Genomic DNA, 26,364 nt, shown 5'->3' with positions numbered 1-26,364 from the left:
GACCAGCAAAGGTATGAAGTCCGACTTTCGAGGTATCACATGCAGAACTATCGTATTTCTCTCAATGACCTTTCCCCCGAGGGCAAGGAATTTACTCTGGACGACCCCGCCATCTGGCAGGAGCCCATGGAGGAATTCCACCTGGAGTGCCACGTGAGCAAACCACTGTGCGCGCGCATTATGGTTTTGCCCACGGACGGCGGTTGGCTAGTGCGCGGCACGCTTGAGGGAGAAGTTGTTCTGCCTTGCAGCCGTTGCGCGGAAGATTCCACCGAGACCATTGCCGCGCGCTTTGAAGATTTTGAGAGTCTTCCTGGCGGCAGCGATGATGAAGACGAAGAAAAAAATTACGCCCCCATACCCGATATGGATGGCGTGACCGAAGGCCGCATCGTGTTTGAACGCAACTCTCCCATGCTGGATCTTGCCGCCATTTGCTGGGAAGAATTCATGCTGGCCTTGCCCCCGACACCCCTTTGCCGGGAAAATTGCAAGGGCATGTGCGCCGGATGCGGGGTTAATCTTAATGAAGGCATGTGCGCCTGCACAGAAGAAGAAGGCGACCCCCGCATGGCGGCATTGCGCGGCCTTGCTCTGCACAAAAACTAGACAATCACAATTTTTTTTACTAATCTGCTGTGTCTTGCGGGCGGGCATGTGCGCCAAGCCGCCCAACCCCGCACAAACATTCCGCAAGACAGGAAAAGGAGACTACCATGGCCGTTCAGCAAAACAAGAAATCCCGTTCCCGCAAGGGCATGCGCCGCTCCCATGATCGTGTGGCCGTGCCTGCCGTTATCTACTGCTCCTGCGGCGAACCCACCGTTCCGCACAGCGTGTGCCCCAACTGCGGTACCTACAAAGGCCGCCAGGTGATCGCCAAAAGCGAAAACGAATAATGAACGAGCGCCCCATCATTGCCGTGGACGCCATGGGCGGGGACTTTGGCCCCTCTGTGGTTGTGCCGGGAGCTATAGAAGCTGCAAGGCTTTATGATCTGCATGTCCAGCTTGTGGGCGACACCCCCAAGCTGGAGGTCGAGCTCGAAAAGCTCGATCTTACCAATGTGCATTTCGACATAGTTCAGGCCGATGATGTGGTGCATATGAATGAAAAGCCTTCGGACATTCTGCGCCGCAAGAAAAACGCGTCCATCCAGGTGGCCTGCCGTCAGGTCAAGGATGGCGCGGCGGATGCTGTTGTCAGCGCCGGGCATTCCGGCGCTACGGTGGCTTGCGGCATGTTCATCATGGGGCGTTTGCCTGGGGTGGAGCGGCCAGCTCTTGCCACCTTGCTGCCCACGGAAAAAAATCCCGTGGTCGTGCTTGATGTGGGAGCAAATGTGGATTGCCGCCCCTATCATCTGTTCCAGTTTGGCCTCATGGGCGATGCGTTTGCCCGGGACCTGCTGGGCTATGCCTCCCCGCGTGTGAGCATCCTCAGCATTGGCGAAGAAGAGGGCAAGGGCAACAGTCAGGTCAAGGAAGCCTACGACCTGCTTAAAATGGCCCAGAACCTCAACTTTGCGGGCAATGCAGAAGGGCGCGACATCTTTATCGGCAATATCGACGTAGTTGTCTGCGATGGTTTTGTCGGTAACGTGGTCGTTAAGATGAGCGAGGGGCTGGCTACCTCTCTGGTGCGCATGCTCAAGAAGGTGTTTACGTCCGGCGTGTTGCCCGCTATTGGCGGCATGCTGGCCAAAGGTGCTTTCAAACGCTTTGCCCGCACCATTGACTATGCAGAATACGGCGGCGCTCCCCTGCTGGGCCTTCAGGGCCTGGCCATTGTCTGCCACGGGCGCTCCAGCGCCAAGGCCATGACAAACGCCATCAAGATGAGCGGGACCTTTGTGCGCAAGGGAACCAACAGTCGCCTCGGTGAAACCATTCTTGCCAACGAGGAACTCACACGTTTCTCCCGCGCTATATAACTATACGGTATTTCTATGAATCCACTTTGTCATCTGCTCGCCTTGAGCGCCTATGTGCCGGATACGGTGCTGACCAATAGCGATCTCGCCAAGGTGGTGGACACCAATGACGAATGGATTGTTTCCCGTACCGGCATCAAGCAGCGCCACAGGCTGGACGATGCGCAAAACGCCTCGGATCTCGGCCTTAAGGCCGCCCGCAAGGCGCTTGTGGAAGCCGGAATGGACGCAGGGGAACTCACCCATATAGTTGGCGCAACCTGCACCCCTGACGTGCTCTCTCCTTCCGTGGCCTGCATCATTGCCGGGCAGCTGGGCGCGGGCAAGGTCATGGCCTTTGACATCAGCGCGGCTTGCTCCGGCTTTCTGTACGGGCTTTCCATCTGCCGTGCCCTGCTGGCGCAGGATCCTGACGCCAAAATTCTTTTTGTCTGCACAGAGGCGCTTACCCGCCGCGTAAACTGGGCAGACCGCTCCACGTGCGTGCTTTTTGGCGATGCGGCCACGGCCTGCATTGTGAGCAGCGCTTCCAACAATGCCATGTCTTGTGTTGAAGACGTGGTTTGCCACAGCGACGGCGTGCAGCGCGACCTTATTGTGGTCGGCGGCGGCACCCGCTGCCAGTACGGCCTTGGCGAACCTGTTGGTGAAGACTTTTTCATCACCATGCAGGGCCGCGAAACATACAAGCATGCTGTGCGCAACATGGTGCACGTGTGCGAGGAAGTACTCGCGCGCAACGGCCTTTCGGGCGCAGATGTGGACCTGCTGGTGCCACATCAGGCAAACATGCGCATCATTGAAGCCGTGGGCAGCCGCCTTGAATTGACGGGCGATCGCGTGTTCACCAATGTAGAAAAATACGGCAACACATCTTCCGCCTCCATTCCCCTGGCACTGAGCGAAGCTCGTGCCCAAGGCCGCATTCGCCCCGGCAGCCGCGTTCTTATGACGGCTTTTGGAGCAGGCCTTACCTGGGGCGCCGCATTGTTACGCTTTTGAGGCAATGCGCCTGCGGGATTGCCCCGCAGCACAGCGTCATGTATACTGAATTTCAGTCAGGCCAGGCCGTAAGCCGGGCAGCGGCGCTGCCCAAATAACGCAAAAAGGCGATCCAAGGGATACGGTCTCCTTTTTTTTACAGGACTCAGACAAAGGCGATATAAGCATGAGCACAGCGCAATCCTCCCCTGCAGCCGGACTGCCGACAGCCCTGGTTACCGGCGGTTCGCGCGGCATTGGCCGGGCCATTGCCCAGACCCTTGCCCGTGACGGCTTTCAGGTATTTCTCACCTACGTCAGCAAACCCGAAGAAGCGGAAAAAGTCGCTGCCGACATCTGCGCCGCTGGCGGCAAGGCCAAGGCCTTTGCACTTGATGTCAGCAACAGCGAGGCTGTGACCGACTTTTTCGCAACCCAGATCAAAGACAACGTTGATCTGGCGGTGCTGGTCAATAATGCTGGCATCACCAAGGACGGCGTTCTTATACGCATGAAGGACGAAGACTTCGACCGCGTAATTGCCGTCAACCTTCGCGGCGCGTTCGTCTGCACGCGCGAAGCCGCAAAAATCATGAGCAAGTCCCGCAAGGGGCGCATTGTTAATATTTCTTCCGTGGTGGGGCAGATGGGCAACGCGGGGCAGGCCAACTACGCTTCGGCCAAAGCCGCTCTGCTGGGGCTTACCAAGTCCTGCGCCAAAGAACTGGCCGCCCGCCAGATTACGGTTAACGCCGTAACGCCGGGTTTTATCGAAACGGACATGACCGCAACACTCAATGACGACGTGCGGGCGAGCTACACAGACAGCATCCCGCTCAGACGCATGGGCAGCGCCGAAGATGTGGCAGAGGCCGTGGCTTTTCTTGCTTCGGACAAGGCGGCCTACATCACCGGGCAGGTGCTGGGGGTGAACGGCGGCATGTACTGCTAGGCATTTACTACGGAAGACACCCGGCCAGGGCCGGGGTTAAGCAGACCACTAATTTATCTGGAGGATACCATGTCTGACGTTACTGAAAAAGTTACAAAAATCATCATTGACCAGCTCGGCGTGACCGCTGAAGAAGTGAAGCCCGCGGCTTCCTTTGTGGAAGACCTCGGTGCCGACTCCCTTGACCTGACCGAACTGATCATGGCCATGGAAGAAGAATTCGACATCGAAATCGCCGACGACGACGCCCAAAAGATCCTGAAAGTTCAGGATGCCATCAGCTACATCGAAAACAAGCAGTAACAGAGCTTGTTATAGTATATGCAGCGCGGGGGGGGTCTGCCCCCCCGCCTCAAAGGAGCATGCATGACCCGTCCCCGCGTAGTAATCACCGGCATAGGCGGCGTTACGCCCCTCGCCAATGATATTGAGAGCACCTGGAAAAAACTGCTCGCAGGCGAGTCGGGCATCGCGCCCATCACGCTTTTTGACGCCTCCGCCTACGATTCCCGCATTGCCGGTGAAGTGAAAAACTTTGTCGCCGAAGACTATATGCCGATGAAGCAGGCCCGGCGTATGGATCGCTTCACCCAGTTTGCTGTGGCCTCTGCCAAGATGCTGCTTGAAGACGCCAAGTACGAGATCACCGATGCCAACGCCTACGATACGGGCGTGATCCTCGGTATCGGCCTGGGCGGTCTGCACACCATCGAAACCTACCACGCCAAGCTGCTGGAATCCGGCCCCCACAAAATTTCGCCCTTCATGATCCCCATGCTGATTTCCAACATGGGGCCGGGACAGATTTCCATCTTCACCGGCGCCAAGGGTTCGAACATCGTCACCACAACGGCCTGCGCCTCTGCCATTCACGCTCTAGGCACCGCCTACAGCGAAATGGTTCTGGGCCGCGCGACCGCTGTTATTTCCGGCGGTGTTGAGGCCACGGTTACACCTCTTGGAGTGGCCGGATTTACGGCTCTCAAGGCCCTCTCGACCCAGTTCAACGATGAGCCTTCCCGCGCATCCCGGCCTTTTGCCGCCAACCGCGATGGCTTTGTCATCGGCGAAGGCGCTGGCCTGCTGCTGCTGGAAACGCTGGAATCCGCGCAGGCGCGCGGTGCCAAAATTTATGCGGAAATGGTGGGTTACGGCGCGTCTGGCGATGCCTACCACATGACCGCGCCCCGAGACGATGGCGAAGGCATGGCCCGCGCCATGCAGAACGCCCTGCGCGAAGCTGGCATTGATGCTTCGGCCATTGGCCACATCAATGCCCACGCCACGTCCACCATGCTGAACGACAGCACGGAAACCAAGGCTATCAAGATCGTTTTTGGCACGCATGCCAAGAAGGTCAAAATTTCGGCCACCAAATCCATGACCGGGCATCTGCTCGGCGCGGCTGGCGGTATTGAATCCGTCTTCACGGCCCTTGCCCTGCATGACGAAATACTGCCTGGCACCATTAACCTTGAAAACCCCGATCCCGCATGTGATCTCGATTACATGGCCGATGGTTCCGAGCGCATCGCCTGCGAATACGCCATGTGCAACTCCTTCGGCTTTGGCGGCACCAACGCCAGCGTGATCTTCAAGAAGTGGCAACAGTAGCCGACAGTTTTTACTCGGCCTCTGCCCTCCCCGTTTGATAATCATCTGCCCGCCGTTGTGGCGGGCAGAACATTTCAAAAGGATGCGACGTCATGGACGAAATCCTGCTGCAAGACCCGGAACTGGCGCGAGCCATCACGCTTGAATCCAACCGTCAGATGAGCAAACTTGAGCTCATCGCTTCTGAAAACTTTGTTTCCCGCGCCGTGCGCGAAGCTCAGGGCAGCGTGCTGACCCACAAGTACGCCGAAGGCTATCCCGGTAAGCGCTACTACGGCGGCTGCGAATATGTGGATATCGCCGAGACCCTGGCTCAGGATCGCGCCAAGCAGCTTTTCAATTGCGAATACGTGAACGTGCAGCCGCACTCCGGCTCGCAGGCCAACATGGCTGCCTACCTTGCTTTTATGAAGCCCGGCGACACCATTCTTGGCATGAACCTTTCGCACGGCGGGCACCTTACCCACGGCAGCCCGGTGAACTTTTCTGGCCGGCTGTTCAACATTGTCTCCTACGGCGTGCAACGCGAAACGGGCCGCATCGACTATGACGAAGTCGCCGCCCTGGCGCGCGAGCACAAGCCCAACGCCATTGTTGCCGGTGCAAGCGCCTACCCCCGCGCCATCGACTTTGCCCGCTTCCGCGAGATCGCTGACGAAGTCGGCGCCAAGCTGGTGGTGGATATGGCGCACATCGCTGGCCTTGTGGCCGCCGGTCTGCACCAGAGTCCGCTTTCTTACGCCCACATCACCACCACGACCACGCACAAAACACTGCGCGGCCCCCGTGGTGGCATGATTCTTTCTACCGAAGACATGGGCAAAACCCTGAATAGCCAAATTTTTCCCGGCATTCAGGGCGGCCCCCTCATGCATGTGATTGCGGCCAAGGCTGTAGCTTTTGGCGAAGCCCTGCGCCCTGCCTTCAAAACGTACCAGCAGCGTGTGGTGACCAATGCCGCCGTGCTTGCCAAGTACCTTATGGATGCAGGGTACGATCTTGTTTCCGGCGGTACGGACAACCACCTGATGCTGGTTGACCTGACCAGCAAGGACGTTACGGGCAAGGACGCGGAACACGCTCTTGATCAGGCGGGCATCACCGTCAACAAGAACACGGTGCCCTTTGAAACCCGTTCGCCCTTTGTGACCTCGGGTGTGCGCCTTGGCACTGCTGCCCTGACCACGCGCGGCATGAAGGAAGACGACATGCGCACCGTGGGCGCGTTCATCGTGGATGCCATTGAAAAGCGCGAGGACGCTGCCGCTCTTGAAAAGATCAGCAAAAACGTTGAAGAATTTGCGCGTCAGTTCCCGCTATTCGCCTGGTAACGGGCTGATTTTCGGGCGGTTTTTCTGACGCCTCGGCCCCGCTGGCAACTTTGGGGCTGGTTCCGGAAAAACCGCCAGATATAATCATCGAGGGGCTGCGCCCCCTTTGACAAAGCCCCGGTTTTGAGAAAAACAGGGGCTTTGCCTTGCGCAGACAGGCAGATAAAAACAGCTGTTTCACAGCAGGAATGCACCGGCGATGCCGCTGGCGACCGGAACCGCAAGTGCTGCCTGACGCGGCATCACGGCAAAATAGCCCCACACAGCCTGTCGCGGATATTTTGACGTCAGGCAAGGAAGGCAAGGGCGCGGTGATGGGAGCGTATGCACTTTTTTTGCGGTCAAGACGCCCACTTCGGCGCTTAACCGCGCGGGTAAACCGCGCTGACGCTTCCGTGGCGGACGTCTGCTGGCGCAGCCGTCAGAGCAATTTCAGGACGAAATTGCTCTTCTGGTACGCGACCGGAACCGCAAGTGCTGCCTGACGCAGCATCACGGCAAAATAGCCCGACAGGCAACTTGGCATTTTCACCAGCCGCCTGTACACTACCACCAATCAACATACGGGTGTGTTATGCAGCGAATGCCGTGGCCGGAATATTTTATGAACATCACGTACCTGGTGAGCGGGCGTTCCACGTGTACGCGGCGCAAGGTGGGTGCGGTGGCGGTTAAGGACAAGCGCATTTTAGCCACGGGATACAACGGGGCTCCGGCGGGGGTTCCGCACTGTCTTGAGGTGGGGTGCCTGCGCGAGCAACTGGGCATTCCTTCGGGGCAGAGGCACGAGATATGCCGGGGGCTGCATGCGGAGCAGAATGTCATTATTCAGGCTGCCGTGCACGGCATCAATATCAGTGGCGCAGAGATTTATTGCACGACGCATCCTTGCGTGTTGTGCAGCAAGATGTTGATAAATTGCGGCATACGCCACATTTATTATGCGGAATATTACCCTGACGAGCTTGCAGAGCAAATGCTCAAGGAAGCCGGGGTCATTGCGGAAAAGCTGGATTTTGCACCGCCTGTTATCAGCGCCCAAGCCGGAGTAGACTACCATGTCTGAACTGGATTTTGTTCCCTTTATGCGTGAAGCCATTGATCTTGCAGAAAAAGGTCGATGGCATGCCTGCCCCAACCCCACGGTGGGGGCGGTGCTGGTGCGCGATGGGCAGATTGTGGCTCGGGGCTGGCACCACGCCGCCGGAGAGGATCATGCAGAAGTGGACTGCATCAAGGATGCGGCCTCGCGCGGCATAAATCCTGCGGAATGCACCCTGGTTGTCACACTTGAACCGTGCTGCCATCAGGGCAAAACACCCCCCTGCACCGAGGCCATCAAGGCTGCGGGCATCAAAAAGGTGGTCGTGGGCCTTGCTGATCCCAATCCTGTTGCCTGCGGCGGCGCTTGCCAACTGCGCGAAAGCGGCGTTGAAGTGATTGAAGGCGTCTGCGAGCAGGAATGCCGCGACCTTGTGGCCGATTTTCTGATCTGGCAGCAGCACAAGCGCCCCTATGTAATGCTGAAAATGGCCGCCACCCTTGACGGACGCATCGCCACCCGCAAGGGCCAGTCCAAATGGATAAGCTGCGATAAATCCAGAGAAGAAGTGCAGGAGCTGCGCGCGGGCATTGGCCTGTGCGGCGGCGCAATTCTTGTGGGCGGCGGCACCTTTCGCACCGATAACCCACAGCTGACCGTGCGGGGCGAAAATGCTGGGCCGCAACCCCTGGCCTGTGTGCTTACCTCTCGCCTGCCCCAGCCAGATGCGGATTTTCACCTGCTGAAAGACCGCCCGGAACAGACCGTTTTTATGGTTTCGCCCGCTGCAGCGGCCTCCACCACTGCCAAGGCCCTGCGCGACATCGGCGTGAGAGTTCTGGCGCTTGGCCCCGGCATGCACGGTGGGCCGGACTTTCCCAATCTGCTGCGCGCAGTGTGGGAAGAACTGAACTGCCCCTACATGCTTTGCGAGGGCGGCGGTCATCTGGCCCTGAGCCTGCTGGAAGCGGGCCTTGTGGACGATTTCCGCCTGCACCTTGCGCCCATGATCCTGGGCGACGAAGACGCCCTGCCGCTCTTTTCCGGCCGTGCGCCCCTGAGCCTGGAAGACGCCCTGCGAATGCGCGTGAGCAATACGCACCTGTGCGGCAGCGACATCCATATTCATCTGCGGCCTCTTGAAGCCGTCAGGGCATAGGCGGGCGGCATGTTCACCGGCATTATTCAGGGCCAGGGCGAAGTTCTCGCCCTGCGCGACACCGGCACGGAACGCAGGTTCACCCTGCGCCCCCTGTTCAGTCTGCATTCCATAGTCGATGGCGAATCCATTGCTGTCAACGGCGCATGCCTTTCGGTGGAAAGCCACGGCGAAGGCGTGTTCACAGCCTATGCCTCCACAGAAACCCTCTCGCGCACCACGCTGGGCAGGCTCAAAACCGGCGACAGCGTGAACATGGAGCGGGCGCTGGCCCTGGGCGACCGGCTTGGCGGGCATCTGGTGAGCGGGCATGTGGATTGCCTTGCCACGGTACGCAGCGTTACGGGCGCGGGCCAGTCGCTGTGCTGCCGCCTTGCCTTTCCCAAGGAATATGGGGTGGAGGTCATTGCCAAGGGCTCCGTGGCCCTTGACGGCATCAGCCTTACCATCAATGATTGCGGGCCTGATTTTCTTGAGGTCAACATCATTCCCGATACGCAGAAGCGCACCACCATGCGCAACTGGCGGCCGGGAACTCTGGTGAATATGGAAACCGACCTCATCGGCAAATATGTACGCAGCCTTTTGGGGGCCTGGGCTCCCGGCGGCAAGAGCGCGGCAGAGCATACTGCCGCCGCCCAGACCAGCGGGTTGAGCCGCGAGATGCTCTTGCGCAACGGCTTTATCTGAACATTTCCGCTTACAGAAATATTACAAAAAACGCGTTAGCGCGCGGGCACTTGCGCAAACGCGCCAAGGAGTTGCCATGAGCACTGTTACCACCATCGCCGGACAGTTGGACGCCAAGGGCCTCAAAATCGCCATTGTGGCCACCCGTTTCAACGATTTTATCGTAGATCGCCTTGTGGGCGGCGCGCAGGACTATCTGGAACGTCACGGACTTGATACCGCCAACATCACCATTGTGCGCATTCCCGGCGCATTTGAAATGCCGCTGGTCTGCCAAAAGCTGGTCAATTCCGGCAAGTATGACGGCGTGTTGGCGCTTGGCGCGGTTATTCGCGGCGGCACCCCCCACTTTGACTACGTGTGCGCCGAGGCCAGCAAGGGCATTGCCCAGGCCATGATGCATTCCGGCGTTCCCATCGGCTTTGGCCTGCTGACCTGCGACACCATTGAACAGGCCATTGAACGCGCAGGTTCCAAGGGCGGCAACAAGGGCGTGGAAGCAGCGGCAGCCATGCTGGAAACCATCCGCGTTATGGAGCAGTTGTAACCCATGGCAAAAGCCAAATCAGCTACACGCCGCGGCGAACGCGAACTGGCCTTTCAGGTTCTGTACGGCCTTTCCTTCACCCCGGCCCGTGATATTGACGATCTGCGGCGCTTTTTTCGCATTTCTCCTGACTATCTTGCCCGTTGGGAAGGTCAGGAACCGCCCAGCCATCCCTCTGGCTTTGCCTGGGAACTGGTGGCAGGCGTGTGGAGCAAGAGCGACGAGCTGGACGCAGCCATCACCAATTTTTCTCGCAACTGGCGCGTTGACCGCATGGGTCGTGTAGAACTGACCCTGCTGCGCCTTGCCGTTTTTGAAATCATGTACCGTAGTGATGTGCCGCCCAAGGTTGCCATCAACGAGGCGCTGGAACTCAGCCGCCAGTTTGGCGAAGGCAACGCCAAAAGCTTTATCAACGGCATTCTTGATGCCGTGGCCAAGGCTCTGGAAACCGGCGGACTCTCCCGGCCCGCTGCCGATCCTTCAACCATATCCGAGTAATCCGGTAAAGCCCCATGACGCACGAACGCTATAATCCGCAAGCTATCGAAGAAAAGTGGCAGTCTCGCTGGCAGGCCGAAAACGCTTTTGCCTGCACCCACAAGAGCAACAAGCCCAAGTATTATGTGCTTGAAATGTTCCCCTATCCTTCGGGCAATATCCACATGGGCCATGTGCGCAACTACGCCATCGGCGATGTGGTGGCGCGCAGCAAGCGCATGCTGGGCTTCAACGTCTTGCATCCCATGGGGTGGGACGCCTTTGGTCTGCCTGCGGAAAACGCGGCCATCAAAAACAATACCCACCCCGCCAAGTGGACATACGCCAACATAGACAACATGCGGGCGCAGTTGAAACGCCTTGGCTATTCCTACGACTGGGATCGCGAAATCGCCACCTGCCGCCCCGAGTACTACCGCTGGGAGCAGATGTTCTTTTTGCGCCTGCTGGAAAAAGGGCTCGTGTACCGCAAAAAGGCGGCGCAGAACTGGTGCCCCTCGTGCCACACGGTTCTCGCCAACGAACAGGTTGTCGATGGCCTTTGCTGGCGTTGCGACAGCCGCGTGGAGCAGAAGGATCTGACCCAGTGGTTCCTCAAGATCACGGCTTACGGTGATGAACTGCTGCAAGACCTGCAAAGCCTTGAAGGCGACTGGCCCGACCGCGTTATCGCCATGCAGCGCAACTGGATTGGCAAATCCACGGGCGCGGCCATCACTTTTGGTCTGGAAAACGCGGCCCTCAAGGCAGAAGGCGTCACGGGCATAGACGTGTTCACCACGCGGCCCGACACGCTCTTTGGCGTGACCTTCATGACGCTGGCCCCCGAGCATCCGCTGGTGGAAAAGCTCATTGAAGGCTACGAAAAAGCCGATGAAGTGCGCGCCTTTGTTGAGCGCATCCGTAATATGGACCGCATCGACCGCCAGTCTGATTCGCTGGAAAAAGAAGGCATCTTCACCGGTGCCTACGCCGTGCATCCCTTTACCGGGCAGCGTGTGCCGCTGTGGCTGGGCAATTTTGTTCTGGCCGATTACGGCACTGGCGCGGTTATGGGCGTTCCCGCCCACGACCAGCGCGATTTTGAATTTGCCCGTAAATACAATCTGCCCGTGCGCGTGGTCATCAGCCCCAAGGATGAGCAGATTGCTCCTGAAACCATGGCCGAAGCGTACACCGCTGAAGGTTTCATGGTTAATTCCGGCCCCTTTGACGGCACCGCCAACGAAGACGGTAAAAAAGCCGTGGCGCAGGCGCTGGAAAAGGAATGCAAGGGCAAGGCCACCACGCAGTTCCGCCTGCGCGACTGGAATATTTCGCGCCAGCGCTACTGGGGCGCGCCCATCCCCGTCATTTACTGCGACAAGTGCGGCGTGGTGCCTGAAAAGGAAGAGAAATTGCCCGTGCTGCTGCCCATGGACGTGAAAATCCGCGAAGACGGGCGCTCTCCCCTGCCGGAAACGCCGGAATTCGCCTCGTGCACCTGCCCCAAGTGCGGTGGTACGGCCCGACGCGAAACAGATACCATGGATACCTTTGTGGAGTCCTCGTGGTATTTCGCCCGCTACACCAGCGCCCGCAAGGAAGACGGCCCCTTTGACGCGGAGGCCCTCAAGTACTGGCTGCCCGTTGACCAGTACATCGGCGGCGTGGAGCACGCCATTCTGCATCTGCTCTACTCGCGCTTTTTCACCAAGGTGCTGCGCGATCTCGGCTTTTTCCCTGCCGAGCTCAACGAACCTTTCGCCAACCTGCTCACTCAGGGCATGGTGCTGAAAGACGGCAGCAAAATGTCCAAATCCAAGGGCAACGTGGTCGCGCCTTCCGACATGATCGCCAAGTACGGCGCGGATACGGTGCGCTTGTTCTGCCTCTTTGCCGCGCCGGCCGAACGCGACTTTGACTGGTCGGATTCTGGCATCGAAGGCGCGTCGCGCTTTATTGGCCGCGTGTGGCGTCTTTTTGATGAAGAAAAAGACCGTCTGCTGCCCCTCAAGGCCTGCCAGTCCACGGCTGAGGACGCTCAGAGCGAGGAAGCCCGCGACCTGCGCCGCCGCGAACACCTTACGGTCAAGAAATGCAGCGAAGACATGGGCGACCGCTTCCAGTTCAACACGGCCATTGCCGCCGTTATGGAGCTGGTCAACGCCATGTACCTTTCGCGCGAAAAGCTCGGCGTCACAGAAGGCGATCGCCGCGTGTTCTCTTCGGCCATGGCCTCCGTGCTTACGTTGCTTTCGCCCATCACGCCCCATGTTTGCGAAGAACTCTGGCAGCACCTGGGGCACGGCACCCAGCTTGCCAGCGAGCTTCTGCCCAAGTGGGACGATGCCGCTACCGTTCAGGACATGCTCACCGTGGCCCTTCAGGTCAACGGCAAGCTGCGCGGCACGGTGCAGATTCCCGCAGCCGCGGACAAAGCCGCCATGGAACAGGCCGCACTGGCTGATTCCTCCGTGCAGCGCCACATTGACGGCCTGACCGTGCGCAAGGTGGTGGTGGTTCCCGGCAAACTGGTCAACATCGTTGCCAACTAATTGATTATCATGGTGGAAGGGGCTGTTTTTCGCAGATGAAAAACGCCCCTTCCGCCTGTATACCCCTTCCCCGTTCCCCCTTTTGTACCTATACTGACTGCGTTGGCAGTTTCACCAGATGACAAACCTGAATTTACGGAATTTATTCCGAGGCGGGTTTTATTCCGGGCGGGATTTATCCCAAGGCTGCTACGGCAGTCTTTTTTTTATCAATTTTCAGAACTACGGAATATCATGAGCGCGGCACATCCCGGATTCAGTTTTCTTGTATGCCCTGACGGGCAGTTGCTGCGCGCGCGCATGGAGCAGCTGCTTTCTTCCTTTCCGCCCGCCAGCGGGCAGTGGGAACGGCACGTCTACTGGGGCGACGAGGAACCCTCGCCGCGCTTCTGGGAGCAGCTTACGCTGCAAGGCCTGTTCGGCGCGCCGCGTGTGCTGGTGGTGCGGCAGGCCAACCTGTGGCCCGCAGCGGTGTGGAAAAAGGTTTCGCATGCGCTGGCCCGGCCCTCAGAACAGTGCTGGCCCTTTTTTTGTATGGAAGTGGCCTGGGACAAAGGTCAGCCCAAAATTCCCGCGCATATTGCCAAGTTGCGCTGCATGGCCTTTGCCGATCAGCAGGGCTGGATATGGCGGCAGGACGGCCTCAACGAACGAGCGGTCAAAAAGCACGTGCTGCAACGTTCGCACGAGATGGGACTGCGCTTTGAACAGGACGCCCTGGAGCAGTTCTGCGCCTCTGTGCCGCCCGATGCCATGGCCATTGAAAATGAGCTGATCAAGCTGCAACTGCTGCGCAATACCGCGCAGGATGCTGCCCGGGAGAAATCACAGGCAGATTCTCACGGGGCGGATCAGGTTCCCGACCAGGGCACCATTACCCTGGCCATGACCGCCACGGCTTCGTGGAATCCAGAGTGCAACGTCTTTGACTGCATCCGGCACATGGAGGCGGGCAACCTCACCGCCGTGTGGAAAGAACTTTCGCGCAGTCAGGACGGCGACAGCCTGCTGTTTTCTTTGCTGGCCCTGCTGGCGCGCGAGTTGCGCCTGCTCTGGCAACTGTGGGCAGGGGAAAAGGTGCGCGTGCATCCCAACGAGGCATCCTTTAAAAAGCAGTTGGCAACCCGGCTCGGCCCCGCAGTGCTTGCGGAGTGCATGTCCACTGTTATGGATGCGGAGTTGCAGGTAAAGAGCGGCCGCCGATCGCCAAGCCAGAGCCTGGACTATCTAGCGGCCCGCATGACAGACCTGTTTGCCGCAGGCCGCACCCGCGCCTGACGCAATCCGCCGGGCAGAACATTCCCGCGCCAGCCGCGAGCGGCGCAAGTGCGTTTATTGCTGCCCATATTTCATTGCGGCCTGCATTTATCATTTTCGCTCACGTAAAAAACGGCAAAGGATTTGCGGGATGCATGCGCCTTTATCCGCCCGCCCCCTTGCGCAACCTCCAAGACTGCTTATTTTATGACAGCAAAGCCAACATCCACCCCGCCCACAAGCCTCGGGCATCGCGAACGGCTGCGGCAAAGACTGGAACTGGAACCCACAGCAGTGGCGGATTATGAAGTGCTGGAGCTGCTGATGGGCTATGGTTTGACCCGCAAGGACACAAAGCCCCTCGCCAAGGAACTGATACAGAAGTTTGGCAGCATTCGCGGGGCGCTGGACGCAAGGCCCGAAGAACTCTTGCAGGTGCCTGGTTTCGGGCCGGGCTTGCTGGCCTTATGGCGGGTTTTGAGCGAAACGCGGGCGCGCTACGCCGCAGCAGATCTGCTGCAAAAGGAAGTTCTGGCAACCCCGGAGGCCGTGGCCCGCATGGCGCAGGCCCGGCTTGGCACAAGCCCCCACGAGGAATGCTGGCTGGCGCTGGTAGACAGACGCAACCGCCTTATGGCCTGGGAGCGTCTGCGAAGGGGCGGCATTGCAGAAGTTTCAATCTACCCAAGGGACGTTCTTGAAGCGGCCCTGTTCCGAAAGGCAAGCGGCATAATTCTGGTGCACAACCACCCCGGCGGCAACCCGGGGCCTTCGCAGGAAGACCGCCTGCTGACAGAAGAACTGCAAAGACTGGCGCCCCGCATGGGGCTGCGCTTTCTGGATCACGTCATCGTTACTGATGGAGACTGCTACAGCATAACGCAATCGCAACGCATTTGAATCGAAAGCAGTCGGGGAGAATATATATGGCTGACATCAATGAAAAAGACATTTTGCTGCATCAGGAAGGGCCCGCTGAGGCAGAACCTGCCATCGACAGCGAAACGGACAAGGCGGAAATGAACGCGCCCGAAACACTGGATCACGAGGGCAGCCTCAATACGGCGGCGCAGAGCATTCCCGACACGCTGCCCGTGTTGCCAGTGCGCGATGTGGTTATCTTCAACTATATGATCCTGCCGCTCTTTATCGGGCGCGACAAATCCGTGCAGGCCGTGGACGCAGCCCTGAAGAACGGGCGGCATCTGCTTGTGTGCGCGCAGAAAGAAGAAGCCACCGAAGATCCCAAGCCGGAAGACCTCTACGAGGTTGGCACCGTGGTGCAGGTCATGCGCATGCTCAAGATGCCCGATTCGCGGGTGAAAATTCTTGTGCAGGGCGTCAGCCGAGCACGGGTTACGGGCTACCGTCAGGTGGAGCCCTATCTTGAAGCGCGCATCGAAACCCTGCCCGAGAAAATCCCAGTGGTGGACGCCACGGTGGAGGCCCTGTTGCGCTCCGTGCGCGAGCAGAGCGAAAAGGTGCTGACATTGCGCGGTCTTTCCTCGCCAGACGTGCTTGCTGTCTTGCAGGGCGTGGACGATCCGGGCCGCCTGGCCGACCTTATCGCCGCAAATATGCGTATGAAAACCGCCGATGCACAGCGCATTCTCGAGGCGGAGAATCCCATTGACCGCCTCATGCTGGTCAACACCCAGTTGCAGCGCGAGGTGGAAGTCGCCACCGTGCAGGCTCGCATCCAGAGTTCGGCCCGCGAGGGCATGGACAAGGCGCAGAAGGATTACTTTTTGCGCGAGCAGCTCAAGGCTATCCGCACTGAACTTGGCGACAAAGGCGAAGACGGCGAGGAAGACCTTGAAAACCTCAAGCAGGCCCTTGAAAAAGCAGGCCTGCCCAAGGACGTGCGCAAGGAAGCCGACAAGCAGCTGCGCCGCCTTTCGGGCATGCACGCCGATTCTTCCGAGGCCAACGTGGTGCGCACCTACCTTGACTGGCTGGTGGAACTACCGTGGAAAAAACTCTCGCGCGACAGGCTGGATATTGTCCACGCCAAGGAAATTCTTGACGACGACCACTGCGGGCTCGACAAAATCAAGGACCGCATCCTTGAATTTTTGAGCGTGCGCAAACTCAATCCGCAGTCCAAGGGACCGATCCTCTGCTTTGCGGGCCCTCCCGGCGTGGGCAAAACATCGCTTGGGCGCTCTATTGCGCGGGCGCTGGGCCGCAAATTCCAGCGGCTTTCGCTGGGCGGCATGCACGATGAGGCGGAAATACGCGGGCATCGGCGCACCTACATCGGTGCCATGCCGGGGCGCATCATTCAGGCTCTCAAGCAGGCCGGTACGCGCAACCCCGTTATCGTGCTGGACGAAGTGGACAAGCTGGGCGCGGATTTCAGGGGCGATCCCTCATCCGCCCTGCTGGAAGTGCTTGATCCGGAACAGAACTACACTTTCAGCGACCACTACCTGAACGTGCCCTTTGATCTTTCAAAGGTTATGTTCCTCTGCACGGCCAACCATCTGGAAACTATCCCGGCGGCCCTGCGCGACCGTATGGAAGTCATTTCTCTGCCCGGTTACACCTTGCAGGAAAAGGCCCAGATCGCCCGCAAACATCTGCTGCCCAAGAAGGTGGAAGACAACGGCCTCGCACCCAAGGATGTGGAACTGACGGAAGAAGCCCTGGAAAAGATCATCCGCGAATACACACGCGAAGCCGGGTTGCGCAACCTTGAACGCGAGCTTTCCTCCATCTGCCGCAAACTGGCCCGCCGCAAGGCCGAGGGCAAAAAACCGCCCTTTATGGTTGATGTGCCCGACGTGGAAAAACTGCTGGGTGCGCCACGCTTTATTGAAGACGAAAAGGAAAAGAAGCTCATGCCCGGCATGGCTCTGGGCCTGGCCTGGACGCCTGCTGGCGGTGAAGTGCTGACGGTTGAAGCCACGGTCATGAAGGGCAAGGGCGGCCTTACCCTCACCGGGCAGCTTGGCGATGTGATGAAGGAAAGCGCCCAGGCGGCCTTGAGCTACATCCGCAGCCGCGCAGAAGAGCTTGGCGTTGACCCCGGCTTCGTGTCGCAATACGACCTGCACGTACACGTGCCTGCGGGCGCGACGCCCAAGGACGGGCCTTCGGCTGGCGTTACGCTGACCACAGCCCTCATCTCCGCCCTGAGCGGGCGGCGTGTGCGCGCAGACCTGTGCATGACCGGCGAGATCACCCTGCAAGGCCGGGTGCTGCCTGTGGGCGGCATCAAGGAAAAAATCCTTGCGGGCGTGACGCGCGGCCTCAAGCATGTGGTCATACCGCACCAGAACGTAAAAGACCTTGAGGATGTGCCCAAGGAGCTGCTCAAGCGCATCACCGTGCACCCTGTGCACCATTATGACGAGCTGCTGCCCATAGTGTTTGAAACCAAGGGCGGACGCGGCAGTTCCACAACGGGCAAGGGCGGCAAAAGCAAGGTGGAAGAATCAACAGGCGTAGCTGCCAAGGGCACGGAAACAGGCAAAACCGCTGGCGCCAGAAAGCCCAAGCGCCCCGCAGAAGCCGGAGCCTGACATTCGTGCGCCTCAAGCAATGTATAGATAACGCAACAGAGCAACTGACAAAGGCGGGGGTGGACAGCCCCCGCCTTTGCGCAGAAGTGCTGGCGCGCGAAACGTTCAAGGGCGATCCTTCCGGCTCCGCCCGCCTGTTTTGCATTCTTGAGGCCGGGCGGGAGCTGACTGCCAGTGAAGAGAATGCATTTCTGGCGCTGGTTGCCTGCCGGGCCACGGGGCAACCCCTGGCCCAAATCATCGGGCGCAAGGAATTTTATGGCCGCGACTTTGCGGTTACGCCACACACTCTCATCCCTAGACCAGAAACGGAACTCATTGTGGACAATGCTCTGGAGCTGCTGCCGGAAGAGCGCCTCAGCTTTGCTGATCTGGGCACTGGCACGGGCTGCATCGGCATCACTCTGGCGGCGGAGCGCCCCGGCTGGCGTGGTATTCTGCTGGATATCTGCCCCAATGCCATTGCCGTTGCCGCGCAAAATGCGGAGCGGCACAGTGTGGACAGCCGCATTACGGCGTTGCGGGCAGACATGCGTACCCCGCCGCTCAAGCCGGAATCGCTGCGTCTGCTTGTGAGCAATCCGCCATATATAGCTGATGCAGAGCGGCATATGGTTATGGATGAGGTGCTGCACAACGAACCGCACAGTGCCCTGTTTTCTGAAAACAACGGCCTGCTCCATCTGAAAGCTGCAGTGGATGCAGCCGCAATTGCATTGCAAAATGGCGGTTGGGTTTTGCTGGAACACGGCGCAAATCAGGCGGATGCCGTGCGCGATCTACTGACTGGCACAGGAATTTTCAAAAAAATTGAAAATAAACGGGATATTGCCCAACTTAACCGTTGCACATTGGCGAGGAAAGGGCTATAAGGCCAAATCGTTTCCGCGCAAAAGCGCAAAAAACGGTAAAAAGCAACACGGCTCACTGTAATTTGAAAAAATTTGAGCCAAAGCGAATTTTTTGCTTGCCAAGCAGAGTGAAAATCGCTAATAAGCTGTGTTGCCGCTGGCGTAGCTCAACTGGCAGAGCAGCTGATTTGTAATCAGCAGGTTGCGGGTTCGAGTCCCATCGCCAGCTCCACAAGAAGCTGAACGAAGGTCGGACTTTCCGACTTTTCGGCAAGTCTGGAGGGGTTCCCGAGTGGCCAAAGGGAACAGACTGTAAATCTGTCGTCGTAAGACTTCGGTGGTTCAAATCCACCCCCCTCCACCACCACTTTTCCGTCGCCAAATACTGGACGGTTGGTGGCTGGCTTGAATAAACTGCCTTGGCTGTAGGAGACAGGAAGCCTGTCGGGGAACTACGGTAGCGTGCGGGAATAGCTCAACGGCTAGAGCATCAGCCTTCCAAGCTGAGGGTTGCGGGTTCGAATCCCGTTTCCCGCTCCAAAATCCTGCCTGAATCCGCCTCCCCTCAGTCATCTTGTCCGCCAATGCACGTTCCCTGGTGTCCAGGGACTGAATGCGGATAGCGGGCCGCCCAACGGAACTTCCCACTGCCGCAGCCGTTACGCGAGGAGCAGGCGTTACAGCTCTACGAATTCAATAGAATTTAGTAACGCAGGTAAAACGCAAACATTTTTTTCTCCAGGGAGACGTACAATGGGCAAGGAAAAATTTGAACGCAAAAAGCCCCATGTAAACATTGGCACTATCGGCCACATCGACCATGGCAAGACCACCCTTACCGCCGCCATCACCAAGATCGCCGGCCTGAAGGGTTCGGGCAAGTTCATTTCGTATGACGAAATCGACAAGGCCCCCGAAGAAAAGGAACGCGGCATCACCATTTCGACCGCCCACGTGGAATACGAAACGCCCAACCGCCACTACGCCCACGTTGACTGCCCCGGCCACGCCGACTACATCAAGAACATGATCACCGGCGCTGCTCAGATGGACGGCGGTATCATCGTTGTGGCCGCCACCGACGGTCCCATGCCCCAGACCCGTGAGCACATCCTGCTTGCCCGTCAGGTCGGCGTGCCCCAGCTCGTGGTGTTCCTTAACAAGTGCGACCTGGTTGACGATGAAGAACTGCTGGAACTCGTGGAACTTGAAGTTCGCGAACTGCTCTCCAGCTACGACTTCCCCGGCGATGACGTTCCGGTTATCCGCGGTTCCGCCCTCAAGGCTCTGGAATGCGATAACCCCGACGCGCCCGAAGCCAAGTGCATTCTTGACCTTCTGCAGGCTTGCGACGATTTCATCCCCGAACCGCAGCGCGACATCGACAAGCCCTTCCTGATGCCCATCGAAGACGTGTTCTCCATCTCTGGCCGTGGTACTGTTGTTACCGGTCGTGTGGAACGCGGTATTCTGAAGGTCAGCGACGAAGTGGAAATCGTGGGTATCAAGCCCACCCAGAAGACCATCTGCACCGGCGTGGAAATGTTCCGCAAGCTGCTTGACCAGGGTCAGGCTGGCGACAACATCGGCGCCCTGCTTCGCGGCACCAAGCGTGACGATGTGGAACGCGGCCAGGTTCTTGCCGCTCCCAAGAGCATCACGCCCCACAAGAAGTTCAAGGCTGAAGTGTACGTTCTCTCCAAGGAAGAAGGTGGCCGTCATACCCCGTTCTTCTCTGGCTATCGTCCTCAGTTCTACTTCCGTACCACTGACATCACCGGCATCATCAACCTGCCCGAAGGCGTGGAAATGGTTATGCCTGGCGATAACTCCCAGTTTATCGTTGAACTCATCGCCCCCATCGCCATGGAATCCGGTTTGCGCTTCGCCATTCGTGAAGGCGGCCGCACCGTTGGCTCCGGCGTGGTGACTGAAATCATCGAGTAGCATATGCGAATTAATATCATACTGGCCTGCACCGAGTGCAAGCGCCGCAACTACAGCACCCGGAAGAACAAGAAAAACACTACCGGTCGGCTGGAAATGAAAAAGTATTGTCCCTGGGATAAGAAGCACACACTGCATCGCGAAACCAGGTAAATAAACTTCCGCCGGGGGGCGATAAGCCCCCCGGACGGTGTGCAGGGCAGTAGCTCTAACGGCTAGAGCGGCGGTCTCCAAAACCGCATGTTGGGGGTTCGAATCCCTCCTGCCCTGCCATTTTTTATCTCCGGATTACACCATGGCAAAAAAACAAGCTCAAGCTGCCGACCTTAAGGCGGACAAAGGCCCGAATCCAGTCGTACGGTTTACTCGCTACGTTGAGGACGCCAAGGCCGAATTGCGCAAGGTCACCTGGCCTACGTTGCAGGAAACGCGCAAAGCCACCTTGGCCGTTTTGGGCTTTGTAGCCGTGATGGCTGTCATCCTGGGGCTGGTGGACTTTGGTCTGTCTTCCCTGATCAAGACCCTATTGTCCTGAAGGCCGATATGAAAGACCCTGTTATCGACGAAACTTCCGAGCTCTGCAAAAAGGCTCGCTGGTACATCGTGCACACCTACTCGGGTTTCGAGCAGCGTGTGCAGAAGACCATTAACGAGTTGCGCCGCACCGGGCAGGATGAAGGGCTTATTGAGGAAGTTGTTGTTCCCACTGAAAAGGTTATTGAACCTACCAAGGGTGGACAGCAGCGCACCTCTACGCGCAAGTTCTATCCCGGGTATGTCATGGTGCGTATGACCATGACGGATCTTTCCTGGCATCTGGTACAGTCCATCCCCAAGGTCACCGGCTTTGTGGGCGGCAAAAACCGTCCTACCCCAATGCGTGAGAGTGAAGCACAGCGCATTCTCACCCTGATGGAGTCTCGCCAGGAAACGCCAAGGCCCAAGTTTAACTTTGACCGCGGCGACGAAGTACGCGTTATTGAAGGGCCGTTTGGCGGCTTCAATGGCGTTGTGGAAGACGTCAACTACGACAAGGGGAAACTGCGCGTTTCCGTTTCCATTTTTGGTCGTCAGACCCCTGTGGAACTGGATTTCGTGCAGGTATCCAAAGGTTAATGACTTGCCCCCCGCGCGACAGGGCTTTGCCTTGAACTGCGCGAGCAGCGATGAAGGATAACTCAAATGGCCAAGAAAGAAGTTGCCAAAATTAAACTGCAGATCCCCGCTGGCGCGGCTAACCCCTCGCCGCCGGTTGGTCCTGCCCTCGGTCAGCACGGCCTGAACATCATGGGTTTCTGCAAGGAATTCAATGCCCGCACCATGGAACAGAAGGGCACGATCATTCCTGTGGTCATCACCGTGTACGCCGACCGCTCTTTCACCTTCATTACCAAGACCCCCCCGGCCTCGGTGCTGATCATGAAAGCCGCCAAGATCGAAAAGGGTTCCGGCGAACCCAACCGTAACAAGGTTGGTAGCCTGAGCATGGCGCAGATTGAAGAAATCGCCAAGCTGAAGCTGCCCGATCTGAATGCTGCAAGCATTGAGTCTGCGGTGAAGTCCATCGCTGGTACCGCTCGCAGCATGGGCATTGACGTAAAGTAAGGCCCATTTTAAAGCCGTGAGCGCCCAAGGGCGCTCGTTGCATATACGGCACATTGGTCTTACGGCTGCAAAAGCTTAAATATACTTGGCAGCCATCGTTGAAATCAATTGTACTGCCGCCTTTGCGCAAGACAAAGTACGGCAGGAGATGCAAAACGAAAGGATTATCTCATGCCCAGACATGGCAAGAATTTCCGCAAGGCGCTTGAAGGTAGCAACCTTCAGGACCGCTTCAGCATTGAAGACGCCATCAGCAAATCGCTTGGCGCTTCCTTTGCCAAATTTGACGAAACTGTTGACGTGGCCGTACGCCTTGGCGTTGACCCCAAATATTCTGACCAGATGGTTCGCGGCGCTGTGACCCTGCCCCATGGGCTTGGCAAGACCGTTCGCGTGGCCGTGTTCTGTAAGGGCGAAAAGCAGGCAGAAGCCCGCGAAGCCGGTGCAGATGTTGTGGGTGCCGAAGACCTGGTCGCCAAGGTCAAGGAAGGCTGGCTCGAATTTGACGCCGCCGTGGCTACCCCCGACGTTATGGCTCTTGTGGGCCAGATCGGTCGCGTGCTTGGCCCCCGTGGTCTTATGCCCAACGCCAAGACCGGCTCCGTCACCTTTGATGTGACCAAGGCCGTTACCGAACTTAAGGCCGGTCGCGTGGACTTCAAGGTTGACAAGGCTGGCGTGCTGCATGCCCCCCTTGGCAAGGTCTCCTTTGGCCCCGAAAAGATTCTGGGCAACCTCAAGGCCCTGCTTGACGCTGTGAACCGCCTTAAGCCTTCCGCCGCCAAGGGCAGCTACATGCTCTCCATGGCAGTGTCCACCACCATGGGCCCTGGCTTCAAGGTTGACATGACTCAGGTTAAAAAATTTCTTGAGGGCTAAGCTCTCAAGGCTGTGGGCGCGCTGTATGTCAGTGCGCCCACAATCTGTCTAAGGATACGGAATTCGAGTCGAAGACGACAGGTGGGCGCAAGCTCTTAATACCCTGTCCAGACACTTCTTCTTTGGCTCGGCATTCCACCTGGCAACCCCGAACGTGAGAGGTATCACGTGAACAGGTCTGGAAAAGCCGTAATTATTGAAGCCGTTAAGGCCCGCGCCGACAAGGCTTCTTTTGCGGTTATCACGGACTTCAAGGGCATGACGGTGGAAGAGCTGACGAACCTGCGCGTTTCTCTGCGTAATGCAGGCGGCGAATATCTCGTCGTTAAAAACACGCTTGCCCGTATTGCTCTGACCGACGGTACGCACAACGCTATCAAGGATAATTTCCATGATAACTGCGGCGTAGCCTTTGGGTTCGATGACCCCGTGGCGGTGGCCAAGGCGCTCAGCGATTTTGCCAAGCAAAGCAAGCTCTTTGAGCTTCGCTGCGCCAGCCTGGACGGCAAGGCTATGGATGCCGCCCAGATTGACGCACTGGCCAAGCTGCCCGGAAGGGAACAGCTCCTCGGTCAGTTGCTCGGCACCATGAACGCCGTGCCCACCAACTTTGTTTCGCTGTTCGCCAACGTGGTGCGTGGTCTGCTTTATGCCCTCAAGGGCATTGAAGATCAGAAATCCAACGCCGCATAGCAAGCAACCATCGAATTATTTGCACTAAAGCCAAAGATCAGGAGACTTATCATGGCCGTTACCAAAGAAGAAGTTGTTGAATTTATCTCCAATATGACCGTTCTCGAACTTTCTGAGTTCATCAAGGAACTCGAAGAAAAGTTCGGCGTTTCCGCCGCTGCGCCTGCCGCCGCCATGATGATGGCTGCCCCCGCTGCCGCTGCTGAAGCCGCTGAAGAAAAGACCGAGTTCGACGTTATCCTGAAGGAAGCTGGCGCCAACAAGATCGGCGTCATCAAGGTTGTGCGCGCTCTGACCAGCCTGGGCCTCAAAGAAGCCAAAGAAAAGGTTGACGGCGCCCCTGCTACCCTGAAGGAAGGCGTGTCCAAGGAAGAAGCTGAAGACGCCAAGAAGCAGCTGACCGAAGCCGGCGCCACCGTCGAAGTGAAGTAAGTTCGGTTTATACCGTGCTTTTGAGGCGGAACCTTAGGGTTCCGCCTTTTTTATTGCCTTCTACAGGGCGCCGGAGCTGTTTCGCTGATGCCCTGATATCTGTATCGAGTTCTTTACCTTACCTGTCTGTCGAAAGCTGAATATGCCATTCAGTATTCAATGCGCCGCAGTGCCAGCGCGGCTTATGGAAAGCGAACGTTTCGGGCACGAAAAAGGGGCCTTTACCGGGGCTGGCGCGCAACGCAAGGGACGCTTTGAGCTGGCCCACGGCAGCACCCTGATGCTGGACGAAGTTGGCGACATCCCGCTTGAATTGCAGCCTAAACTGCTGCGCGTACTGCAATCGCGCGAGAATGAACGCCTGGGCGGGCACAAGGTCATTTCCGTGGATGTGCGCCTTGTGGCCGCCACCAACCGCAACTTGCAGGAAACGGATGCCCACCACCAGCCCGGCGAAACCCTCAGCGAACGCGACCGCATTGTGGCCGCCATTCTGGCCTGTAATGGCGTGATGGCTGGCTCACGCGGGGTGGCCGCCATGCTGGGCCTCAAGCGCACAACCCTGCTGTCGCGCATGCAGCGCATGGGCATAGACATCAAGGACGTGCTGGAAACACGCGGTCAATCCCTGCCAGCCAAAATTCCACAATTATTCCATGGCGGGGGTTCCCGCCAGTCAGCCCCTACCCTCCTCCAATCCGCTGCCCCTTGCCAATTTGGCCTCAGATTTCAGTCGGATATAAAAAAAACGCTTGTCCCGCCTTGTTGACATAGCGGGAAGTTCTGATACCCATTACAATATATCTTGAAAATTCGCGGCCTCAGCCTGTGGCCGGTCTGCCTTTTTTGGCTTCAAGCTGGCCTGTTTCTCACGGTCACCGCTGGAGCAGGCCAACATTGAACATGTTTGTCTGTTCTGCATGGATTTTTGTAAAAATCCGCACTGCGAGGTGCTTGCATGGCGAAGGTAACACACCGTCACGCAAACATTTCAACGTGAAAATGCTCTAACCGGAGCCGCCATGAACAACCGCACTCTGCTTTACGCCCTGACGCTCACCTGTATTCTGCTGATATTTGGCGCGTGGACGCTGGCCTTTTTCCATTACGGGGCAGCCGTGCGGCAAAGCCCTGCGCCGCAGGCGCTGGCAACATTACAGGCAGGCCCGGCAGCCGAACCGCAGTTCAATCCGCCCAAACCGCAGGATGCGCCGGAAGACATCCGCGAAGCCGTCATACTCGGCTACAATATTATCAACGATACGGCGCAGTACGCCCCCGAGCATGTGGGCAACGAACTCGCCTGTGCCACCTGCCATCTTGAAGGCGGCACCAGCAAGGCGAGCATCACCCTTGTGGGCGTAGCGGCAACCTATCCTCGCTTTCTGCCCAGCCACGGTTACAACGCCGATCTTGCCCAAAAAGTGCAGGATTGTTTTGCGCGCAACCTCAATGCCGCGCCCCCGGCCCTCGATAGCCGCACCATGCAGGCCGTGCTCGCCTATCTGCATTGGATTTCAAAAGATATTCCCGTCTACGCCAAGCTGCCGTGGGCCCTGCCCGCAAAACTCGACAGCAGCCACAAGCCCGATGCCGCCAAGGGAGCCAACGTATATGCAGACAATTGCGCCTCCTGCCACGGCGATGCGGGCGACGGTTCCCCCCCGCTCTGGGGCAAGGGCGCATACACTGACGGCTCCACCATGCACGACATAAACATCTTTGCCGTGTTCACCCATCGCTTCATGCCCCCAGAGGCAGCCAACCTTACGCCGGAACAGGCCCTTGACGTGGCGGCCTATGTGGACGGCCAGCCTCGCCCCCATTACGCGCCCGCAAAGCCCGCAACGGCAACCGGCGCACCCAAAGCGACGCAGGGGAAGTAG

The 26,364-nt window shown here is 58.2% G+C and carries 28 protein-coding genes and 4 tRNA genes; all 32 read left to right on the top strand.

Annotation, left to right across the window (positions count from 1 at the left end; genetic code table 11):
- Positions 1-39 precede the first annotated feature (39 nt).
- The 32 genes from ACUZ9P_RS09500 to ACUZ9P_RS09345 all read left to right on the top strand — a co-directional run bounded on the left by ACUZ9P_RS09500 (position 40) and on the right by ACUZ9P_RS09345 (position 26,364).
- A complete protein-coding gene (locus ACUZ9P_RS09500; protein WP_449249514.1) occupies positions 40-609 on the top strand; it encodes a YceD family protein in 570 nt (189 codons plus the stop codon).
- A 107-nt stretch (positions 610-716) separates the two neighbouring features.
- Positions 717-899 (top strand): 50S ribosomal protein L32, encoded by a 183-nt coding sequence (rpmF, locus tag ACUZ9P_RS09495; RefSeq protein ID WP_022658456.1) that lies wholly within the window; start codon positions 717-719, stop codon positions 897-899.
- Complete coding sequence (gene plsX / locus ACUZ9P_RS09490) at positions 899-1,933, top strand: phosphate acyltransferase PlsX (protein ID WP_449249513.1); 1,035 nt, start codon at positions 899-901, stop codon at positions 1,931-1,933. The genes rpmF and plsX overlap by 1 nt, the downstream gene beginning before the upstream one ends.
- Positions 1,934-1,948: 15 nt before the next feature.
- Positions 1,949-2,935: a beta-ketoacyl-ACP synthase III gene (locus tag ACUZ9P_RS09485; protein WP_449249512.1), complete on the top strand. Its 987-nt coding sequence runs from the start codon at positions 1,949-1,951 to the stop codon at positions 2,933-2,935.
- Positions 2,936-3,101: 166 nt separating this feature from the next.
- Entirely contained in the window at positions 3,102-3,866 is a 765-nt protein-coding gene (fabG, locus tag ACUZ9P_RS09480) for a 3-oxoacyl-[acyl-carrier-protein] reductase (RefSeq protein WP_298992874.1), read from the top strand.
- Positions 3,867-3,935: 69 nt separating this feature from the next.
- The gene (acpP, locus tag ACUZ9P_RS09475) at positions 3,936-4,169 is read left to right on the top strand and encodes an acyl carrier protein (RefSeq protein ID WP_022658452.1); all 234 of its coding nucleotides are present in this window, start codon (positions 3,936-3,938) and stop codon (positions 4,167-4,169) included.
- Between the two features lie 63 nt (positions 4,170-4,232).
- A complete protein-coding gene (gene fabF / locus ACUZ9P_RS09470) occupies positions 4,233-5,480 on the top strand; it encodes a beta-ketoacyl-ACP synthase II (protein WP_298992881.1) in 1,248 nt (415 codons plus the stop codon).
- Positions 5,481-5,572: 92 nt separating this feature from the next.
- Positions 5,573-6,811 carry a serine hydroxymethyltransferase gene (gene glyA / locus ACUZ9P_RS09465; RefSeq protein WP_449249511.1) on the top strand — a complete coding sequence of 413 codons (1,239 nt, stop codon included), beginning with the start codon at positions 5,573-5,575 and terminating at the stop codon, positions 6,809-6,811.
- 574 nt (positions 6,812-7,385) lie between these two features.
- The gene (locus tag ACUZ9P_RS09460; RefSeq protein ID WP_022658448.1) at positions 7,386-7,877 is read left to right on the top strand and encodes a deoxycytidylate deaminase; all 492 of its coding nucleotides are present in this window, start codon (positions 7,386-7,388) and stop codon (positions 7,875-7,877) included.
- Positions 7,870-9,012, top strand: coding sequence for a bifunctional diaminohydroxyphosphoribosylaminopyrimidine deaminase/5-amino-6-(5-phosphoribosylamino)uracil reductase RibD (gene ribD, locus ACUZ9P_RS09455; protein ID WP_209817720.1), 1,143 nt, complete (start codon positions 7,870-7,872; stop codon positions 9,010-9,012). The genes ACUZ9P_RS09460 and ribD overlap by 8 nt, the downstream gene beginning before the upstream one ends.
- Positions 9,013-9,021: 9 nt before the next feature.
- Complete coding sequence (locus tag ACUZ9P_RS09450) at positions 9,022-9,702, top strand: riboflavin synthase (RefSeq protein WP_449249510.1); 681 nt, start codon at positions 9,022-9,024, stop codon at positions 9,700-9,702.
- A 76-nt stretch (positions 9,703-9,778) separates the two neighbouring features.
- Positions 9,779-10,249 carry a 6,7-dimethyl-8-ribityllumazine synthase gene (ribH, locus tag ACUZ9P_RS09445; protein WP_022658445.1) on the top strand — a complete coding sequence of 157 codons (471 nt, stop codon included), beginning with the start codon at positions 9,779-9,781 and terminating at the stop codon, positions 10,247-10,249.
- A 3-nt stretch (positions 10,250-10,252) separates the two neighbouring features.
- Positions 10,253-10,750, top strand: a complete 498-nt coding sequence (nusB, locus tag ACUZ9P_RS09440) for a transcription antitermination factor NusB (RefSeq protein ID WP_449249509.1) — start codon at positions 10,253-10,255, stop codon at positions 10,748-10,750.
- Between the two features lie 14 nt (positions 10,751-10,764).
- On the top strand, positions 10,765-13,287 hold the full coding sequence (gene leuS / locus ACUZ9P_RS09435; RefSeq protein WP_449249508.1) for a leucine--tRNA ligase: 2,523 nt from the start codon (positions 10,765-10,767) through the stop codon (positions 13,285-13,287).
- 234 nt (positions 13,288-13,521) lie between these two features.
- Positions 13,522-14,565, top strand: coding sequence for a DNA polymerase III subunit delta (locus ACUZ9P_RS09430; RefSeq protein WP_449249507.1), 1,044 nt, complete (start codon positions 13,522-13,524; stop codon positions 14,563-14,565).
- Positions 14,566-14,751: 186 nt separating this feature from the next.
- The gene (locus tag ACUZ9P_RS09425) at positions 14,752-15,444 is read left to right on the top strand and encodes a JAB domain-containing protein (protein WP_449249506.1); all 693 of its coding nucleotides are present in this window, start codon (positions 14,752-14,754) and stop codon (positions 15,442-15,444) included.
- 26 nt (positions 15,445-15,470) lie between these two features.
- Positions 15,471-18,071 carry an endopeptidase La gene (gene lon / locus ACUZ9P_RS09420; protein WP_449249505.1) on the top strand — a complete coding sequence of 867 codons (2,601 nt, stop codon included), beginning with the start codon at positions 15,471-15,473 and terminating at the stop codon, positions 18,069-18,071.
- A gap of 5 nt (positions 18,072-18,076) precedes the next feature.
- Positions 18,077-18,943, top strand: a complete 867-nt coding sequence (gene prmC / locus ACUZ9P_RS09415; RefSeq protein WP_449249504.1) for a peptide chain release factor N(5)-glutamine methyltransferase — start codon at positions 18,077-18,079, stop codon at positions 18,941-18,943.
- Between the two features lie 135 nt (positions 18,944-19,078).
- A tRNA-Thr gene (locus tag ACUZ9P_RS09410) sits at positions 19,079-19,154 on the top strand.
- Between the two features lie 46 nt (positions 19,155-19,200).
- Positions 19,201-19,286, top strand: a tRNA-Tyr gene (locus tag ACUZ9P_RS09405).
- Between the two features lie 100 nt (positions 19,287-19,386).
- Positions 19,387-19,462, top strand: a tRNA-Gly gene (locus tag ACUZ9P_RS09400).
- A 213-nt stretch (positions 19,463-19,675) separates the two neighbouring features.
- The gene (gene tuf, locus ACUZ9P_RS09395) at positions 19,676-20,869 is read left to right on the top strand and encodes an elongation factor Tu (RefSeq protein ID WP_449249503.1); all 1,194 of its coding nucleotides are present in this window, start codon (positions 19,676-19,678) and stop codon (positions 20,867-20,869) included.
- Between the two features lie 3 nt (positions 20,870-20,872).
- Positions 20,873-21,022, top strand: a complete 150-nt coding sequence (gene rpmG, locus ACUZ9P_RS09390; RefSeq protein ID WP_298992896.1) for a 50S ribosomal protein L33 — start codon at positions 20,873-20,875, stop codon at positions 21,020-21,022.
- Positions 21,023-21,065: 43 nt separating this feature from the next.
- A tRNA-Trp gene (locus ACUZ9P_RS09385) sits at positions 21,066-21,142 on the top strand.
- Between the two features lie 22 nt (positions 21,143-21,164).
- Positions 21,165-21,404, top strand: coding sequence for a preprotein translocase subunit SecE (secE, locus tag ACUZ9P_RS09380; protein WP_022658436.1), 240 nt, complete (start codon positions 21,165-21,167; stop codon positions 21,402-21,404).
- A gap of 8 nt (positions 21,405-21,412) precedes the next feature.
- Positions 21,413-21,985, top strand: a complete 573-nt coding sequence (nusG, locus tag ACUZ9P_RS09375) for a transcription termination/antitermination protein NusG (protein ID WP_240824745.1) — start codon at positions 21,413-21,415, stop codon at positions 21,983-21,985.
- 66 nt (positions 21,986-22,051) lie between these two features.
- Positions 22,052-22,474, top strand: coding sequence for a 50S ribosomal protein L11 (rplK, locus tag ACUZ9P_RS09370; protein ID WP_022658434.1), 423 nt, complete (start codon positions 22,052-22,054; stop codon positions 22,472-22,474).
- Positions 22,475-22,645: 171 nt separating this feature from the next.
- Positions 22,646-23,353: a 50S ribosomal protein L1 gene (rplA, locus tag ACUZ9P_RS09365; RefSeq protein WP_298992897.1), complete on the top strand. Its 708-nt coding sequence runs from the start codon at positions 22,646-22,648 to the stop codon at positions 23,351-23,353.
- A 168-nt stretch (positions 23,354-23,521) separates the two neighbouring features.
- On the top strand, positions 23,522-24,046 hold the full coding sequence (gene rplJ, locus ACUZ9P_RS09360; protein WP_298992898.1) for a 50S ribosomal protein L10: 525 nt from the start codon (positions 23,522-23,524) through the stop codon (positions 24,044-24,046).
- Positions 24,047-24,097: 51 nt separating this feature from the next.
- A complete protein-coding gene (gene rplL, locus ACUZ9P_RS09355) occupies positions 24,098-24,478 on the top strand; it encodes a 50S ribosomal protein L7/L12 (RefSeq protein WP_298992900.1) in 381 nt (126 codons plus the stop codon).
- A 142-nt stretch (positions 24,479-24,620) separates the two neighbouring features.
- Positions 24,621-25,247, top strand: a complete 627-nt coding sequence (locus ACUZ9P_RS09350) for a sigma 54-interacting transcriptional regulator (protein WP_449249502.1) — start codon at positions 24,621-24,623, stop codon at positions 25,245-25,247.
- A gap of 253 nt (positions 25,248-25,500) precedes the next feature.
- On the top strand, positions 25,501-26,364 hold the full coding sequence (locus tag ACUZ9P_RS09345; RefSeq protein WP_449249501.1) for a c-type cytochrome: 864 nt from the start codon (positions 25,501-25,503) through the stop codon (positions 26,362-26,364).

The sequence above is a fragment of the Desulfovibrio intestinivivus genome, assembly GCF_053570665.1.
This window is presented reverse-complemented; position numbering and strand designations above follow the sequence as displayed.

Coding starts and splice junctions, on each gene's coding strand:
- ACUZ9P_RS09500 (WP_449249514.1), top strand. CDS start 40: ATGCAGAACTATCGTATTTCTCTCAATGACCTTTCCCCCGAGGGCAAG.
- rpmF (WP_022658456.1), top strand. CDS start 717: ATGGCCGTTCAGCAAAACAAGAAATCCCGTTCCCGCAAGGGCATGCGC.
- plsX (WP_449249513.1), top strand. CDS start 899: ATGAACGAGCGCCCCATCATTGCCGTGGACGCCATGGGCGGGGACTTT.
- ACUZ9P_RS09485 (WP_449249512.1), top strand. CDS start 1,949: ATGAATCCACTTTGTCATCTGCTCGCCTTGAGCGCCTATGTGCCGGAT.
- fabG (WP_298992874.1), top strand. CDS start 3,102: ATGAGCACAGCGCAATCCTCCCCTGCAGCCGGACTGCCGACAGCCCTG.
- acpP (WP_022658452.1), top strand. CDS start 3,936: ATGTCTGACGTTACTGAAAAAGTTACAAAAATCATCATTGACCAGCTC.
- fabF (WP_298992881.1), top strand. CDS start 4,233: ATGACCCGTCCCCGCGTAGTAATCACCGGCATAGGCGGCGTTACGCCC.
- glyA (WP_449249511.1), top strand. CDS start 5,573: ATGGACGAAATCCTGCTGCAAGACCCGGAACTGGCGCGAGCCATCACG.
- ACUZ9P_RS09460 (WP_022658448.1), top strand. CDS start 7,386: ATGCAGCGAATGCCGTGGCCGGAATATTTTATGAACATCACGTACCTG.
- ribD (WP_209817720.1), top strand. CDS start 7,870: ATGTCTGAACTGGATTTTGTTCCCTTTATGCGTGAAGCCATTGATCTT.
- ACUZ9P_RS09450 (WP_449249510.1), top strand. CDS start 9,022: ATGTTCACCGGCATTATTCAGGGCCAGGGCGAAGTTCTCGCCCTGCGC.
- ribH (WP_022658445.1), top strand. CDS start 9,779: ATGAGCACTGTTACCACCATCGCCGGACAGTTGGACGCCAAGGGCCTC.
- nusB (WP_449249509.1), top strand. CDS start 10,253: ATGGCAAAAGCCAAATCAGCTACACGCCGCGGCGAACGCGAACTGGCC.
- leuS (WP_449249508.1), top strand. CDS start 10,765: ATGACGCACGAACGCTATAATCCGCAAGCTATCGAAGAAAAGTGGCAG.
- ACUZ9P_RS09430 (WP_449249507.1), top strand. CDS start 13,522: ATGAGCGCGGCACATCCCGGATTCAGTTTTCTTGTATGCCCTGACGGG.
- ACUZ9P_RS09425 (WP_449249506.1), top strand. CDS start 14,752: ATGACAGCAAAGCCAACATCCACCCCGCCCACAAGCCTCGGGCATCGC.
- lon (WP_449249505.1), top strand. CDS start 15,471: ATGGCTGACATCAATGAAAAAGACATTTTGCTGCATCAGGAAGGGCCC.
- tuf (WP_449249503.1), top strand. CDS start 19,676: ATGGGCAAGGAAAAATTTGAACGCAAAAAGCCCCATGTAAACATTGGC.
- rpmG (WP_298992896.1), top strand. CDS start 20,873: ATGCGAATTAATATCATACTGGCCTGCACCGAGTGCAAGCGCCGCAAC.
- secE (WP_022658436.1), top strand. CDS start 21,165: ATGGCAAAAAAACAAGCTCAAGCTGCCGACCTTAAGGCGGACAAAGGC.
- nusG (WP_240824745.1), top strand. CDS start 21,413: ATGAAAGACCCTGTTATCGACGAAACTTCCGAGCTCTGCAAAAAGGCT.
- rplK (WP_022658434.1), top strand. CDS start 22,052: ATGGCCAAGAAAGAAGTTGCCAAAATTAAACTGCAGATCCCCGCTGGC.
- rplA (WP_298992897.1), top strand. CDS start 22,646: ATGCCCAGACATGGCAAGAATTTCCGCAAGGCGCTTGAAGGTAGCAAC.
- rplL (WP_298992900.1), top strand. CDS start 24,098: ATGGCCGTTACCAAAGAAGAAGTTGTTGAATTTATCTCCAATATGACC.
- ACUZ9P_RS09350 (WP_449249502.1), top strand. CDS start 24,621: ATGCCATTCAGTATTCAATGCGCCGCAGTGCCAGCGCGGCTTATGGAA.
- ACUZ9P_RS09345 (WP_449249501.1), top strand. CDS start 25,501: ATGAACAACCGCACTCTGCTTTACGCCCTGACGCTCACCTGTATTCTG.